General features: G+C 37.0%; 12 protein-coding genes and 4 pseudogenes. All 16 read right to left on the reverse strand.

Going from position 1 to position 17,321, the window contains the following annotated elements:
• Position 1: 1 nt before the first annotated feature.
• The gene (gene brxC / locus AC0T5Z_RS11280; RefSeq protein ID WP_435336875.1) at positions 2-3,667 is read right to left on the reverse strand and encodes a BREX system P-loop protein BrxC; all 3,666 of its coding nucleotides are present in this window, start codon (positions 3,665-3,667) and stop codon (positions 2-4) included.
• A gap of 11 nt (positions 3,668-3,678) precedes the next feature.
• On the reverse strand, positions 3,679-4,227 hold the full coding sequence (locus AC0T5Z_RS11285) for a hypothetical protein (protein WP_435336876.1): 549 nt from the start codon (positions 4,225-4,227) through the stop codon (positions 3,679-3,681).
• Positions 4,211-4,996, reverse strand: a complete 786-nt coding sequence (locus AC0T5Z_RS11290) for a BrxA family protein (RefSeq protein ID WP_435336877.1) — start codon at positions 4,994-4,996, stop codon at positions 4,211-4,213. The genes AC0T5Z_RS11285 and AC0T5Z_RS11290 overlap by 17 nt, the downstream gene beginning before the upstream one ends.
• A gap of 128 nt (positions 4,997-5,124) precedes the next feature.
• Positions 5,125-5,269 (reverse strand): annotated as a pseudogene (locus tag AC0T5Z_RS11295) (HNH endonuclease); the annotation flags it as partial.
• Positions 5,270-5,400: 131 nt separating this feature from the next.
• Entirely contained in the window at positions 5,401-5,574 is a 174-nt protein-coding gene (locus tag AC0T5Z_RS11300; RefSeq protein WP_435336878.1) for a helix-turn-helix transcriptional regulator, read from the reverse strand.
• A 79-nt stretch (positions 5,575-5,653) separates the two neighbouring features.
• Positions 5,654-6,535 (reverse strand): recombination directionality factor, encoded by an 882-nt coding sequence (locus AC0T5Z_RS11305; protein ID WP_435336879.1) that lies wholly within the window; start codon positions 6,533-6,535, stop codon positions 5,654-5,656.
• A gap of 273 nt (positions 6,536-6,808) precedes the next feature.
• Positions 6,809-7,882 (reverse strand): YqaJ viral recombinase family nuclease, encoded by a 1,074-nt coding sequence (locus tag AC0T5Z_RS11310; protein ID WP_435336880.1) that lies wholly within the window; start codon positions 7,880-7,882, stop codon positions 6,809-6,811.
• Positions 7,883-8,033: 151 nt separating this feature from the next.
• Positions 8,034-9,071, reverse strand: coding sequence for a DUF932 domain-containing protein (locus tag AC0T5Z_RS11315; protein ID WP_435336881.1), 1,038 nt, complete (start codon positions 9,069-9,071; stop codon positions 8,034-8,036).
• A 20-nt stretch (positions 9,072-9,091) separates the two neighbouring features.
• The gene (locus AC0T5Z_RS11320; protein WP_435336882.1) at positions 9,092-9,364 is read right to left on the reverse strand and encodes a hypothetical protein; all 273 of its coding nucleotides are present in this window, start codon (positions 9,362-9,364) and stop codon (positions 9,092-9,094) included.
• 66 nt (positions 9,365-9,430) lie between these two features.
• Positions 9,431-10,348 (reverse strand): YagK/YfjJ domain-containing protein, encoded by a 918-nt coding sequence (locus AC0T5Z_RS11325; RefSeq protein WP_435336883.1) that lies wholly within the window; start codon positions 10,346-10,348, stop codon positions 9,431-9,433.
• Between the two features lie 293 nt (positions 10,349-10,641).
• A complete protein-coding gene (locus tag AC0T5Z_RS11330) occupies positions 10,642-13,230 on the reverse strand; it encodes a hypothetical protein (protein ID WP_435336884.1) in 2,589 nt (862 codons plus the stop codon).
• 377 nt (positions 13,231-13,607) lie between these two features.
• Positions 13,608-13,823, reverse strand: a pseudogene (locus AC0T5Z_RS11335) (tyrosine-type recombinase/integrase); the annotation flags it as partial.
• Positions 13,824-13,923: 100 nt separating this feature from the next.
• Positions 13,924-14,925 (reverse strand): hypothetical protein, encoded by a 1,002-nt coding sequence (locus AC0T5Z_RS11340; protein ID WP_435336885.1) that lies wholly within the window; start codon positions 14,923-14,925, stop codon positions 13,924-13,926.
• 565 nt (positions 14,926-15,490) lie between these two features.
• A complete protein-coding gene (locus AC0T5Z_RS11345; RefSeq protein WP_435336886.1) occupies positions 15,491-16,693 on the reverse strand; it encodes a tyrosine-type recombinase/integrase in 1,203 nt (400 codons plus the stop codon).
• Positions 16,694-16,909: 216 nt separating this feature from the next.
• A pseudogene (locus tag AC0T5Z_RS11350) lies at positions 16,910-16,981 on the reverse strand (hypothetical protein); the annotation flags it as partial.
• A 136-nt stretch (positions 16,982-17,117) separates the two neighbouring features.
• Positions 17,118-17,303 (reverse strand): annotated as a pseudogene (locus AC0T5Z_RS11355) (Fic family protein); the annotation flags it as partial.
• Positions 17,304-17,321: the final 18 nt, after the last annotated feature.

Genomic DNA, 17,321 nt, shown 5'->3' on the forward strand with positions numbered 1-17,321 from the left:
CTTACGGTCCTTCATTTTCTATATCTAGTGTAAGTTCAATTTCTTCATCTGGCTTAGCTGCAGCAAGTGACGTAAGTTGACGAGTAAGCAGTGCTTTATAATCTTGTACTGTCATTAATCGGCTTGGAACGTTAAAAGTAACCCTACGTGGTTTTTTAGGTGCTGGAACTGGTATAGAAACTGGCTCACTTGTTCCAGATGATCCCAAGAGTGGAGATGGAGTCGGCTCAGGTTCCTCTTTGATAAGACTGCTTTCTATAATGAGTATTTCGTTGTCTTTTAATGGTGCTTGAACTGTGTAATTCAAAATATCAGACAGTGAGTAACCACTATTCAAACAAGCAGTACTGAACTCTAGCAAGGGTTCACCTACCACACGCTTATCAGCGTAAGCTTTTAATGCTTCAAGTTTTTGCAGATTTTGCGTATTTGGTCGAATAGGATAATTCGCTTTAAGATCTCGCAGTGCTGCATCAATTTTTCCAGTTAACAGCTGATATTCGTGACTCATACCAGCTGAAGCTGTTTTTACCAACTTATAGTAAGCATCCTTAACCACTTGTACTTGTTGCTGCAAATGGCCGAAGTTTTTGACCATATCCTGTTTAAATAGACGGTCGAATTCTTCATATGCTTCTTGGATATTAATATCAGTACGATCCGCTTTGATCAGTTCATTGCGAACATCATCAATAAAACGCTTGAACTCCCTAACCTTAGGAAAATTCTTTTTGATAAATTTCTGAGCTTTTAATATATTTTGAATAGCATCTTTGAACTCATCGCTATTATTTAGAAGATATTCAACCTTCTCAATATAATTACTTTCGGTAACTTTACCTGAATAACCTTGTAAGGTTTGTTTTAGACTCGCAATTTTTGGGAATAGCGATTCAAAGTTCTCAATGGTTTCATTTAGGTTAGTTATCGCACCAATAAAATGTTCTGCCATCAAACGGATGCTGTCGGCTAAATCAAAGTCATTGATACCCCAATCAACTTTACGGTCAATATGATCTTGTACCTCCAGCTCCATTAATATCTGCACAGCTTGGTTCTTTTGTAGTGCGCTTAAAGTAGCAGTAATGGATTTAAAGGAAGCCGACTTAAATTTGGTTGTGTTGGTAAAAGCATCATGAACAGATTTTTGCTCATATGAGAAGTAAATTTCACCATTAAATTTAACAGACAGGCGACCAGCACGGAATAAGACAGCAAGTGTGCTAACCAACGTTCCATAAGTATATCCCCATGGAGCACCCGATAAGTCTGCTTCTAGCGACCTACCATCCATGTAACGAGATTTTAACTTAGCATGAATTTCTTCAATAACTTTTAAGTGATCTCCAGTGAAATTACCATGACTATCAAAGAAAGAGAAATCGGTTGCCGTAAAAAGTTTATGTAGATTTTCTTTCTGTGTACTAAAAATTTTTGGAACCAAGCTATCCGAAAGTTGACTTGTAAGACGCTTGGTATAAATATTTTTAACCATCTTACGCTGGTTATCAGCAATAGTACCTTTAAAAGTATCAACATTAAGCAAATGCTCATCATACATATAGATCAAGGAGGAGTTATGATAGGCATTCTGAATAAGCCCTCTTAAAGTACGCTGCTTTTCCTCACGAATAACTTCGAAATCCCGAATAATCTGACGTTTATCTGCATCCTTTTCGTTGGAGTATTTCTCTTCCATAAAAGTGTAACGCATGACTTCGCCGATTAATTTATCGATTTCAGCGAATTCAGAAGTGTCTGGAACTATAGTAATCACATCTTTTTGATATTGGGTATCTAATTTTAACTGCTCGATAAAATCTTGACGATCATCACTGATATTAAAAAGACTATAAACGGTAATTTTCAGGTGTTTACTACCTGATACGGCGAGTTCATCGTCTTGATCAGATAAAATACTAAACTTAAAGGCATCACTGCTATCTGTATATGTTGCAATCGAGTTGAAAGTTTTATTGTCTTTTATATATTTAATCAACTCGCGCTTTTTACTAAACAACTCAACATCTAATTCCTTCATTTCTTCAAGCATTTTGCCTTCCAGATCTGAGGTGATTTTGTAATTGTTGTTTGAGAGGAGCAGAACTTTTGCATCCAGAAGCAGCTTTAAAGCCTCTTCGATGCTAGGTTTTATAGTGTAATAACTTGTGATATCAGAGATATAACTTTTCGTGATATTTTCAACTGTAGGAGAAACAACTTCTGATTCTGCTAAGAGATGCATGGTTTTGAGCAGCTTTCCCCCCTCAATCTGACTACCATACTCTTTTAGGATTTTGCGGGCAGTATCATATTTATTGACTAAACTAATAGGAGGTGCTGTCTGAGCTTCACTACAGATCGCATATCCAGGGGTAAAGTCATACAACTTTTTATCACGCATTTGCTTACGCAAAACATCAAAAGTTGTAATAATCATGCCACGAGCAGCCACTTGAGTAGCGACCAATGCATTAGAGCTAAATAAAAATTTTTGTAAAATATCGAATTGATACTTATGAAAAGGATAGTAATTTGCAAAATCTTCAGCAGAATCAGTTTTAGTAGGAAAAAGTGATTTTAAATTTGTAGCATCACTAATAAGCCCTTCATTTTTCTTATAATATTCAATAAGGTCTTGTTTTGCACTTTCTGTTTTTTGAAGAAGTCTACTTCTAATAATTACGTCAACTTCTGTTGATTCTAGATGTATTTTAGTTTTGAAACGGTCGGTAACTTTTGTTAATTGACTTCGGTTTACGTTAGCATTGTTAATAACGTCATCAAGCTTTTCTTGTGCAATTGCAATAGTCCAAACCTTATTACTAATACTTGAGAGTGATTCACTGATACCTTCAAGATCTAATAAGTTAAATTTCTTTTGACTAATGGCTTCACTGGCTTCATCAAATACAAAAACAAGCGTTTCATCTGGCTTATATTTAAAGTACTTTTCTAGCTCAGCTTTAAACTTGCTAGCTGAAAAGTCGCCAATAGCTGCACTATATACATTTTTAGTATCTTCGTAATCTGAATCGCTATAGCCCATTTCAGCAAATACTTTTCGCATCACTTTAGCTACAAGATGATTACTTTTTTTTAGCTCATCCCAATCTTTAGATTCAAGATTTTTAGCAATCGCTTTAAACTCCTCATATTTGCCATCAACTAGCAAATCATATTCCATATAACCATACAGATCCTTACGTAATCCTAGGTTCCCAAGAAAATTACTAAATAAAGTAAAAGCTAAACCTTTATCTGTGTTCTGCTTAGCAACATCTAGGAATACAACACGACTATTAATGGAATCTAAATTTCGAATAGCATTTTCAATAAGTCCTGCATCACTTACTCCTTTCAACCGCGGAATAAAACGATCTCTAGCAGAAGTACCATTAATTACAGGATTATCAATAAGATAGCCAAGAATTTTCCCAAAATAGGATTTACCTGAACCATAAAATCCAGACAGCCAAACACCTGTTTCTTTTATATTTGAAGTAAATTGATTAGTAAAATCATATAAATGTCGACCTATACCCTCAGTAACAATATAAGATTCAATTTCTTGCTGAATTTCTGTCTCAGAGCGATCTTCTAGATCAATAACATTCTTTATATCTTCTTTCAGATCTAACGTTAGTATTTGATTAATAGTAGTCATGTAGTTCACCCTTATTTCACTAACGTGCAACGGTACTTTGAAGCTGGTTTGAAGTTTAAAAAATAGATATTGTCTTCGGAAATTTTTGATGGATAAAATATTACGAGCGGGTGCCTGAGTCTCATCACTTCTTTGTGTTCCATAATATTCACATTTTCAATACCTGTTCCGTATAGGCAACCACTACGAATTAGAAACGGAATTTTGTCATTTTCACAGGCTTGCTGAATCGCTAAAATGATTAAATCGAAGAGATCTATAGATGGATCTTCAGATCTAAAAACAATATGAGGCGTGCTTTTAAAATCATTATAATAGTCCGAAAAAGACTCCCAACTATATTCATCAATGAAGTCAACAAAGAGTTTACTAACATCAATAAACTCAGCATTATCAACGTATAATTCACGAGCTTTAGCGATATAAAGATGCTCTTCACTTGGCGGGTAAGAAAACAAAATGCTGTTCCCTCCATTCGCTTGCCTACGAAGCTGATCTTGATTCTCAATGTTAAAGTTAAGATCAGAAAACTTTTGTTTATGATCAGCTATATAAGGCATCACAAATTTCCTTATGGCTATATTTTAATTCAATGTTAAGTGCCAGACCATTAAAGTTCATATTAAAAAACCCTTTGATTGACAGCTTTTTAAGCTTAACTTGAATACTTTCTCCTGCTAAAAAAGTTGCAGGCAACAACTCATTTTCCAAAATATTTTTCATATTTGGAGAATACAAATGAGCAAAGTAAAGAAAAATAATTAGCGCCTCAGAAGATGGGCGAATATAATTAAATGACTTAATGCGTCCATCTGATACAAAATCAAACTTGGTCATCAAACTCAGATATTTGGTTGCTAAACGATAAATAGTTTCTTCTGACCAACCCAAGCCTAACGTATGATCATTATCAGATATATCTTTGATATAGCCGATAATATCTTCTTTAGATATCTGTGCCCGACCAGAATAATAAACTTTTGTGAAAACTTTAATAGTTACTTCTCTAAACAATCTATTAGTCAGACAAAAGTGCCAAAAAAATGCAAACTTTTTATCTTGAAGCGGTATTTTTTCCTGAAATACTTTGCTAATTAAATCTCGATGTTCTTCACTTACAAACTGTAATATCGCCTTATTGATTGCCCAATTTACTTTTGTTCGTGTTTTTAATGTTCTGATGTCAAACTCATTTCCTTCTCTCACCCTAGAACCTATTGAACTAGGCTCATTGAAATAAGCATTAATGATATTAAAAATTAAAGTGTAATCTTTAATTCCAGCTATATCTTTAATCGCTGTATTATATTCATCAAAACATTCAATCATATTCAAACTTTAAAAAAATAAGTTAAAAACCACAAAAGACTATTGACACAAAGCTCAAGAAAAAGCATTAAGAATACATTGAATTCAAGTATTTTTTTCAACATGAGTTTAACTCAAAATAATCTTATTTCAAGAACATAGCCGCAATAGAAACATTTGTATTGCTGCAAATCAATTAGGAAGTCTGCAACTCGGTGCAAACATGAATTCATCTAAATCAGGTAACCAATCATGTAGTGCTAAAAATGGCTGATACAGGCTTTCCATATCAACATGAAGGGTCGAATGGGTAAATTATTCTGCATGATTATTATAGTAGTCTATTGTTTTCATTCATAACACTTAGGCCAAAGTTAAGCTCAGTCTACAAGAAAATAAAAAATAAGGGAGCCGAAGCTCCCATTTTATTCACGACTCACAAGCTTATTTTCAATCCATTGATGAATTTCATAAGCTGACCAACCGATTCGATTTTGGGTGATTTTAACTTTCTTTGGAAAAGTTGGATGGTAGTATGGTGAGTTCTCATCCATCATCTCATAGATGGTAGAACTTGCAACACCAACAAAAGTATTCATAATGTTTACTCCTATCTCATGATTTCGAGCAACTTGCTCATGAGATACGGCAATCCTGTAGGGTTTTACCCTGTCAGATTTAATTCAATGCAGTCACTGAACCCTTTAAACCCTGTTGGATATTAAAAGCTTCATTCTCAACTGATGACTGCTGTTGGTCTTCACATTGATAGAACTCATCCACCACACCCACCTCCTCCATATCGATTTCAAATCGGGCATTGGCAAAGCCCTGTCTTGCGACGTGATCCAATGCCTCCTGATAAAATCCTGCCTGCTTACCCAGTTGATCAATCTCCTTGGCCGTCTGTATCGCTGCTTGCAAATCCACACCTTCCCTCAAAGTTAAATCCACGTAGTACACAGGCTGACGATAACTTTGTGTAGTGCTTTTACCCCGTAGCGTGAGCTGCAATGGCAAGCACGACAATAAGCCACCCGATGCTGCATGGTAGTAACTCAAACGTGCTGCTAATGTTCGGATACTATTAAAGCCTGTGGTTCTAAAAATAAATGTACCCAGCTCATCCGAGTCATCCAGATTCACATGTAAACGACCATAAGGTTTACAGTTGCCGCCTTGTGCCAAAGCACACAAGTCTGGCGATGGACAATGATGTTGTTCAACCCCTTGATGAGTGATGCGCTGGCATGTTTCACCATTACCCACACAAACAGGTCTGCTCGTCTGTCGGTCAAATAAACTGTATTCAGCTCGAAGATTGAGTTCGGGATCATTAAAGATCATCCGCACGGGAATGGATCTCAACTTGCCATTCGTTGCGTTTGCACGTAGCTGTTCATCTAGGGGATGTTTAATCCAGCCTTCTTTGCTTTGGATCTGACTGGTAATCGTAAACTGGTCATCTTTCTCTGGCAGACGCTTGCCATTCTTTTCCACCACATGACCTATGCTGATTCGTCCTAAAATTGGTGGCGTAATTGCTAAACCTTTAATCATGATAAAAATCCTATCAATGTATTTTCTTACAGACTTTCCCCTACTATGTAAGAGACGTGTTTCACCCACTCAACAAATCCAATCCATTAAAATAGATCATTGCTGGCAGTCCAAACGTGATATGTAAGAAGCATGTTTTTGAATAATTGAATAAAGTAAAAAATGAATGAATAACGTTGTCAGCAACAAAGGCCGCGACCATATTGCTCTCTATTCCTAGCGAATGGAGAGCGGGGAGCGGCTTTTGCGCTTCAGTGTTTTAGGAAACTGGATTTAGATGCCATCGCTATAAATGTTGAAACGACGACTACCCTGTTTATGCAGTGGATACTGCTCAATCAGCTCAGGCTGATGTTGCAGTAATGCTTTAATATCAAGACTGATCGTATCCTTGGCTTTCTTCCAAACCACTGAACCACCTTGAAAGGTGGCTCGTTCTGCAGTTTTCATTAGCATTTGAATTTGATGCTTCAGCTGATCAAAACGCTGCTGCCCTTCTTCAAGCTGCTGCTTGGTTTGTAGCAATTTATCAAAGAGCAAATTGGCGGACTCACTTTGGGATAAGTCCTCTACAGTCAAAGGTTCATGGGTCGGATATAACTGTTGAATGGCTTTGGCAGCCGATTCACTGGCATCTGCCGAAGGTGGAATATCATTTTCTACACATGCCCAGAAATGCCGTTCTGACTGAATGATGTGTTCAATCAGATCGTCATTACGAGTTACTTTAAAAATCTTGGTTTCCTGCCCACACAAAAGTACACAAATATGTGCCGCCTGCTTACCCGTCACTGCAAGTTGATGTTGCACCTGACACAGCACATACAGCGGTACGGCATCCCGCCATAGCTTTACGCCATATTCGCCTGCGGTTTTACATTCCAGTATTTGTACTTCATCACTGCCGACCACGGCATAATCCAAGTTAGCTAACATGAAGGCTTTATCAGGATCAGGGTGTTGCAGCACTGCATTAACTCGACGCACCTTGTTGTTGGTATGCAGACTGTAGTATTCCGCCACTAACGGTTCTAGCTGCTTACCCCAGTACAAAGGCGCACGACCAGAACTCTCATCTTCAATGGTTTGTTTACTTCGTCCTGTTTTTATCATCCAAAGCTCTAGCATGGACATATAGGGATTCAAGCCACAGGCGGCTGCGGCATCACTGCTGCCGATACCTTTCTTACGCACTTCCAACCACTCCTGATAATCCAGATTCTTGGTATTCATCAGACGTTTGGCTGCTATATGACGTTTTGCAGTCGCGGTGGATTGATCTGCGATTGCAGGGATTGCAGGTAAATAACTTGGAGGGATTGATGCGATAGGGGTCATTTGATTCATGGTCATTTCCTTATTAATGGGTGACTCTGTAAAATTTTGCGCATAAAAAAAGCCACATCTGGGGATGTGGCTAAAGGGGGGCTTCTATGGAGGAAAGGATCATGAAACTAATCCTTAAGCACCATAGTAGTCGTTCTAACTTAACTGAAACTTAAGCAGCCAATCGCAAGGCTTGCTCAAGCCCTCGCTGCTTCAATGCTGCACCTGCACCGAACCATGCAGAATCCAGTCGATGATCCGTACTCATCGCACGACGCTCATGATCAACAAACTCGGTAATAGAGCAAAGCAAGCCATAAGCCGTGTCTTTGGCTGAAGAAAGTTCTGCACCACGTCCCTGCCCATTGAACATTTCCATCACCTTGGTCATGGCACGTCCATTGGGTTCAGTTTTGTTGGCAGTCTGTTTCGCCTGTGAAGCAACATTTCGATAAAACTGGATAATGTTATCCTCCTGCTCAATATTGCTTAGGCTAGTGTTATTAAACACAGCATCAAAGTATGCTGCTGCTTCAGTCTGCGTCACTTTGCGCTGAGTCAGCTGTTTCATTTCATACATGTGTTCATCCCATGTACGCACTGAAATACCAAGTTGCTGTTTGACCTTGTCTGAATCGAAACGGGTACTATGTGGGACTTTAACCACGCCTGCGCTGTTGCGCTGATCTCTTAATGCAATCGCCAATGTGTTATTACACACCACACGGATATTGGTAAATTGTGCAGTTGTCGCTAATGTACCATCACATGCAGTCGCGAGAAGGATATAGCCATTGCTGACATCCTTACCCTTCAAAGCAGTGCTCTGTCCTGTTCTTGCCAAAGCCCAGAACTTCTTACCGCCCTTTAATACACCAGCAGTTTCTAATTCAAAGCCCGATTGTTCGGTGAGATCCCGATAGAACTCCAGAATTTCCATCGGCTGAACTTCCTGATAGCGTTGGCTGACGACAGACAGCGGTGCATGTGTATCAGAACGATATAAGACCCGTTGTTCTTCAAAAGGCATGATAATGCTTTGCCCACGCTCATTCTGTGCCATGTAGCTAACATCAGACGATTCAATGCGCCAATCCATGCCTGCCTGCTTTGCCCAGACTTCAATCGGCTGGTTCTGGCTCAGCTGATTGCCAAGCCCATGCCAAGGTGTTTGTCCGACATAAGCCATTTGTTCAATTTGATGTGCCATATTCTTTCTCCCAAATAGGTTTAATCAAAATTGCGCTGGCAAGAATGACAATGAAAGTAACGCATTGGTGGACTTACTGGACGGGATGGTTGCATGAAGCTATCTAGCAATCCTCCGACCACTACCCCCGCAATCCCGCCCATCCATGGAGAGATTGGTAAGGGCAAGCTTTTGGAAATGCTTGCTCCAATCCCTGCACAGGTCATTGATGATAGGCTGCCTTGGTTCTGTGACTGCTGATCAATCACACGGCTGACATTTTCGGAATGGCAATACGGACATGTAATATTCATAAGATATACCTCAATAATGAAAAAAGGCTTACCGTCTGATAAGCCTTTGAATGTAGGAATAAACATTCATAGTTCATGTAAATGATGTATATCTGTAATTTTTTGGGATCGACGGCTCTTACGCTTGCGCTGCTCTTTTTTTAACTGCCCCTTTCTAAACTGCCTCATCCCTAACAATGGCCCTCGAATATATTGATCATCCTTTTCAGGATCAGCTAAGTAAGCAAGCATCTTCTGTGCCTTGCGCCTTTTATCCAAATCAGACCTTTCAAGTAATTCAAGCCCCCACTGATCTTTCTGCTGGTGGTACTGCTTGTAATCAGATTGATGACAGTTGAAAAATTTACCATCACCACCCGTAATTTTTTTCAACCACAGCTCACCTATCTGAATTGCCAGATAATTAGCACTCCATCGCAAAGATCCGTTATAGATCACCAAGAGATGACAGTGATAACCGCTGCTTTCCCCTCCTTGCTCCAGTCGATAGACATACCCAACCTGATCTTTAAAAATCGTATCCTTATCTTGCACCCGCTTAATCAGTCTTTTGATATCTTGAGTAAAGCGTTCAATACTTGGGTCATGTCCAGTGCGATAAGATAAATCCACCCGTACAAGCAATAATTTGCAATGCCTTTCAATCAACCCATCAAAGTACTTAAACACACTTTTTCGATTCCGCTGATTGTTGTCACAGAATTCATCAACGAATTGTTCGTGGCGAGTTCGTAGGTCAGACTGGAACTTTTGAAATACAGGACGATGACAAAACATTTCATCACCGATCATGACTTTGCGCTTGGCTTGCATATCAAAGTAAGCATGAACCAAAGGGCTGTATTCCCTATTTGATCTAAAAAATGGGTCTGTATATTGTCTGTAGTGATCCATCTCGGAATCAAGATCTTGCCAGTGATAAGTTTTTCTCATCACTTTCTTCATCAGGTTTTCAATTGCGAGTAAGGTTTGTGCTTCATTCATCGTTGTCGTCCTATGGTGATTAATTCCATAGGAGTGACACATCTGTATTTTTTAACTTTGAGGTAAGCGGGTTATTTTTCTCTCAATAAAACACCTTCATCATTTGGGGATGATGAAGGTTATTAAGTTGTTTAAATATTTAATAATATTAAATATATATCCCAGCTACTCTCAGACTGACTAAGCAAGAAAGTACAGGCCTGAAATAAAAATCTCTACTTCTATAGCAAACAGGGAAAATCTTACGAAATCCCCTGTTTTTAAAGAGCAAATTGAAGCGTAAGTTAAGTATTCTAATTGCGAACTCGTTTCGAGACTTTAGTTTTTCTTGCACTTCCATTTTTTTTGATCAGCCATTTTGGAAGCTCTTGATAAATATTATCATCTAACAGATCTTGATAAACCACATAACTTGCCAGATACTCAGCGATCTTCTTAGATAGTTGTTTTTGAGTAGTTTCAACTACAACTTGGGCGTATTGGAGTTCTTCCAATACATGGGCTATCTGTAATTTTTTCACATAACCATTAACTCTCATCCCAGAATCGCAATCACTTTCAATTTTTCGGCATGCAAATTGCCATAGTCTTTCCAATTCAGAAAATAGATCAGGATGGTCTACCAGTGTTTGTGCCTTAAACATAAAAACCACATTAGCAGCATAACTTGTTATTTGATCTTGAGAATTTCTTTCTTCTCCTTCCCAGTAGCCAAGATAGGCTGTAATTTCAGATATGGGTTTTCTTTTTTTATTGTCCTGCAACATACCAGAAAATATTTCGGAAAAATCATTATAAGTTAATCGAAATGAAGGTTTACAACCAAATAAACAGCGCACAATCACCACATCTGTCTTCATCGCAGATTTTAGCATCGCTTCAACTTTACCTACTCGACTCAGGTGTCGCTGAACATGAAAAAGTTTATAACGCTCATCTTCAGCCTGTATAAGCATTGAAGCAGATTCTACAGGCTGATCAATACTTATTAAGCTTTGATCTGGTTGTTCAACATCAGTAGATTCGACATCTAATCTTGTATCATCTTGAGAGCCAACCTCTTCTATCAGATCACTCGCTTCTAAAGTGGGTCCATCAACTTGCTGTGCACCCATTTCAGGTGGAATTATTTCACCACTTTTGTTTATCTGTTTTCGTCGAGATTCTGGTTTAAAAAATAAAGGTTGAGTGAATCGGTATTCAGCAATAATGCTATCAATCTGTTCTTTCATCCTTTTTTCTTTGATTTCCACACCTAAAAAAGTATCTAACATGGAAGAAAAATACTCATCACAGGTTTGGTTTTTATAAATCAAAAAAAAGTACTTTAGTGTTCTAGAAACCGTTTTACCTTCAAGCTTTCTTTGCAACCTCCCTAATTTATCGTGATTCTTAAGAATGCAAGAAAATTGTAAAAGTTGTCGAGTAATAAGGCTCTCTATATTTTCAGATCGTTTTGTTAACCTATCACGAACGGTATCTGTACTAGGATAAAAGGCATCGTAAGCCGATTCCTTCAATGTCATTAGAAAAGTTTCAATTTCAATAGCTAGTGAAACATACTGTTGCATGTCCCAAGCTATAAAATTTTCTCGGTAGATGATTGAAATCCGCTGGATATATTCCCTTGCATGCTCTGACAAATGAGCAATATCCCAAATATATTTTGCACGTTTTCCTGAGCCAAAAAATAAAAGATGCTGAATATCTTGCTGGGCATCATTGGCTCGAAGATATGTGAATTTAAGTTCTATTCTCTCATTGGCCGAATTTATCCCAACTTTACGAACTCCAGCCAACATCACCTCATGGATATAGTCATATTGAGACTGTTTAGATCTATTCTGCCCCCCTAGTCGTTCCAACTGAAACAAAAATCCAAGAAACCATTTTTGAAAAAATGCCCAACTCTCATCCACATCATCAATAAGCAAAAAATGCTTTAACTTAAAAGAAGGGAAAAGACTTTGCCTGAATGTATCATTCAAGTTTTGCACAATCGTTCGTACTGCTACATCTTGATTTTTAGACAGGGAAGTAGATAAATCATTTTCGATTTGTTGAATAAATTTTTTTTCATCTAGGTGCAATGCTGACTGAACAACAAATACTGCATAGTATTCCAGAATCTCTGCAGTCTCTCGAAATGGCTTATACAGTATACGAATGATATTTTTATTAGCTTTAAGGCAATGTAATACTTTAAGTCTTTGCCTGATTATTTTATCAAAATTTGTAGTCTCTCCACTCTGATTCATGAATGTGATTTTAGCTGCAACAACATATAGCATCCCTGCCTGTTGCAACAACGAAGATATATCCTGTTTCACATCCAATTCAAACTCATTTAGTGCCTCATCCTGATAGCCACTAAACACCTGAGGAGCATTGCTTCGTTTCTCGACATAAGATAGCTTTTCCTGCTGACGTTCGTAACGATAGGCTAGATACTTATTTAAGAACTGCTCTGCGTAATCCTCCTCATCTAGCTTCCAACATCCTGAATCTTCATCAACTAAAACAATATTGCGATATTTCGTTTTGATTCTAGGGTTGGAATAAGTTTTCTGTACAAACTCAAGAAATGCTCGTAATTCAAAAAAGGAGTTTTGATTTATATCCTGAACTCTATGATTCGGAAAAAGCTTTACGCGCTTCAAAGCATCAATCAATCGATTAATGTTTTTTTGATTGAAACGATCATCAGGAAAAACGAGATCCCCCTTATAGCTCTCCACCAAAAATGGAACAACTTCATCAACAAGTTGATAGACATTAATAACATCATCCATTTGTAAAAGTTGATCACTATTAGCACCCAAACCCCCAGTATTGGCATAAATTATTTTTATAAATTTATAGAAATCACTATTTTTATTCATTAAAACCACATTAAACCAATTTAAATATTTGATTTTATATTACTAAAATTATTTTCAAATACAAGTTTAGTACTACAAAAACATCTTTAAATTTTAAGTTTATTAGATTAATTATCACCGTAATATTACAATTTAAAATTCAGAAAAACATCTCAAATTTACTATATAAATATAGGCAAATTAAACACCATACAGTTAACTCAAATTTCAACCATAGACTCTTTCAGACTCGATCAAACCCCTTCCTGATTGACCTAAACTTGAAAAAATCACGGACAAAAAAAACGCGCATATGCGCGTCTTTAAGTGATTAGCTAATCTCAATTTAAGGTATTTCAGAGCAACATTTTTCTAAGCAATCAGTTAATCTAGCAAAGTCAAAAATCAGCTGATTTTAACATCCATCCTTTTATTATCTCCCCGTACCATTCCATCAACCTTACTCGCTCCTCCCAATACTGTGCTCGGTTATAAGCGGAACGAATTCTATTCTGTGACACATGAGCATGCTGGCGCTTAATAGCATCAGGATTGAATAAATTTGATTCATTCAGTACGGTACTGAAGAGTGATCTAAAATTATGTGTGGTCATTTAACCAGCAAGCCTTACCCAAATTACAAGTTCATTCAACGATGCTATGACCTGCTTGGTATCACCAGATCACAAAAACATAATGATACTGACAACTAAATCACCACTTCTCAGCCCCTATTTTTTGGCTCACAATCACCTGGTTCATGATTTCAGTGCTATTTCTTAAACAGTCGATTAATGACGATTGAATATCATTATTAAATAAGATTTCTCGCCCCAAACTTTCAAACGGATAACCATATTTTTTAGCATCGGAATACCTCAAGATCTGAGATTCTAAAACCTGCAATTCTGCTACTAATTTTATTTGTTTTTGCCTAGCAGAGTTTAAATGCTCACCATCACTGCTACCTTCTCTGTTTTTTAGTTTTCTTGCCTCAATATTATCTATAAGTACTTCAACCTCTTCTTTTTCCTTAAAAATTTCTTGCTTTTTCATTTCAAGCTTTTTTAATTGCTCTTCTATATACTGTTTATCCATTTCCTCAAATTTTTCAACAACTTCAGTATAAACATCTCTAACAGCAGTACTAGGACTGCTCCATTTGCCATGCTTATCTGCATACGCAAGTAAAGTATCAAAAAAAATTTTATGCTTAACCCCATGCCGTTTATTAACAGCAATATAGCCTTGTATTTTTTTTCTTAACTCGACAGTGTAAAGCGAACCATAAAGCACACTTTGCCTTGGTGTTATCATGTCAATCAAAGCTTCGAGGCAAGATTTATATTCATCTCGTTGAATAGAAGCAGATAAATTGTTGTAATCACCTACCAGCTTATTGATGCTTTCAATTAAGTGCAGAGTCTTTCTTGCGGTAAATTTTGGATTGAAGTTCATCAGGAAGTCATCACCATCCCATGGACTATCTTGCCATAAAAGCTCATTAAAACTTTTATCACCTAAATTTTCTAGCTCTTTTAATAGCTGCTTTTTTTCCAAAGCGGACAAACTCAGGCGTTGGATATCTGCTTCATTTTCAGCTTTATTTGATTTTTTAGCAGCCTTTATAAAATTTTCAAGTTTGAGAGCATTGATGACCTGAAAATACAACTCATCACTTAATATTTGAAAATCTTCAATTTTTACCTTCTTCATTATTCTAAAATTCAATGAAAAAATAACAGAATCTTAATATTTAATTTTTTAATTTCCTAGACCTATTACTCTTTATTTTTGACGTACCTAAACTTAAGACATCAAATCAACAGGGAGCCAAATAGGTAAAATGGTTGCATTCCAAATAAATACTCTTGATGACTTATATATGCAATATTGGTCTATGACAGTTGACTTCTTATTGATCGTTTTAGGCTACTATCCATATTTAAAAAAGGAGCAACTTATTGAAAAATCGAAAAAAGGAATTCCTTTTTTCTTCCTACAGAATTTCAGCATTATCTCTATACAGATGTATAACATGCTTACAGAAATAACTCTTGATTGTGACGAATGATGAAATACTTAACATCCAAGCAAGTACGCCAAAGATTTATGATCAAGTCTCCAGTCACTTTATGGCGTTGGCAGCAACCCACCCAAAGAGTATTTAAGGAACCGTTTCCACCTCCCATAAAAATGTCTACAGGTTCTGCTAGTCTTTGGGATGAAGAACAAATCAAAATTTGGGAAGCTAAATATTTTAGAAATAATGAAAGCCTAACTATTTAGTTAGGCTTTCTAGTTTATGCCACCATTGTTGATAGGCTATGGCCATTTCTTTCTGATAATCATAATAATCATAAGTCCCTTGCTCACCTATCATCGTATGACCAATCATTAGCTCAGCAATATCACGTGATGTAAATCTACTAAAATGGGTACGAGCAGTTCGCCTCAAATCATGCATTGACCAATGCCTCATGTCTACCTGATAGTGCCGTCTAGCATATTGCATTACATTATAAGGAAGCTTTCCCGGGCCATTTTGACCAAACATTTCTTTTGTACCACTATTAACAAACATATATACAGAATTATTAAGCTCCATTGCTTGCCGAATAAAGGGTTCGATCTCTGGCAAAATTGGTCTAATTAGAGGGCGTTTAGTATATTGACCTGTTTTATGATTTTCGGGTGGTACAGTCCAAATTTTTCGCTCTAAATCAAAATCAGACTTTTTTGCCATTCTTAGTTCACTGTATCTATTAGCATAAAAAAGACATATCTTTATAAATAAAGCATTCTTTAAAGCCATTCTAGATTCATCACAAATCCTCCAAATCAAGGCCAACTCTTCATCATCCAGAATTCTGTCCACTTTATTTTTTTTGATATTGAGATCGCGCTTTCCAGAAATATGGCGTATTGGATTAGTCTCAACCAACTTGCGATTCACCCCCCAATCTAAACATTGTTTTGTATTGGTAAGTAAACGATCTGTGATTGATGCTGATTTCTGAAAATGTGCTTCAAACAAATCCAACCACATGTGCAAAGTAATTTGATCAACAGGCAATGAACCGTATTTTGGAAATACATACAATTCAAAAGATCTTAATTGCTGTTGTGCATTTTTCTTATTAGCAAGGCAATATTTTTCATGCCATTCTAGATAAAGGCCTTCAAAAGTTAATGCATTAGCCACTTTATGAAGTTCTATTCTTTTATGAACCCTCGGGTCTTGCCCAGACTCCAACACTCCTTTCATTTTTTGTAATTCAAGCCGTGCTTCCTGCAAAGTAAGATGTGGATAAGAACCTAAATCAAGACGTGCTTGAACACCTTGATATCTATAACGCATCTGGAACGTAATTTTACCTTTAGGTGAGACACGTACACTTAACCCATCTCGATCAGATTCTACATGTTGTGCTTCTCTTTCCTTACCTAAATTCTTTTTAAGCCATGTATCTGTAAGTGCCATGATACCCCTGTGTACAAATATTTAATTCAAAAAAAATAAACACACTTATGTACACAATCATGTACACACAATTTGTGAATAAACTTAGATCAACTTGAAATAACATGCAATGGGTAGTCGATATAAATAATAACAAGATATTGTAAATTATATAGTTATTTAATTCTTCGAGAAGGTTTTTGGAATGGGTTGAAATGAGTTGAATTATAGTGTGTTATTTGGGTGGGAAATAATCGCGAAAGTGCGTCGCTGTGCGACCTGCGCCGCTAACTCATCTTTAAAACTCATGCAAGACACCTACTGCAGAACTGCAGTGTATAAGATCAAAATGATCAATATGAAAAATTGGCGATATTGTAGCAGATTTGAAAAGGATTTTAATGTTCGTTGATAGGTCTTGATTTATTCACAAATGAAAATATAGTTACTTTTTCAATCTATACTTTTGCTTTGGGCTTTTCAGTTTTTCTGGAATCGTACGTTCAATCTAACCTAATTCTATGGCAGGATTCAGATAATTCTTTTGGAACGTTGCTCGATGAGTCAATCCGACCAATTGCATCAACTCAGCGAAAGTATAGTCTCCTTGTTTCATCGCTGAAATTGGCCGCTAGCTTGAGCGGTAGCA

It is taken from the genome of Acinetobacter pengchengensis, assembly GCF_982235305.1.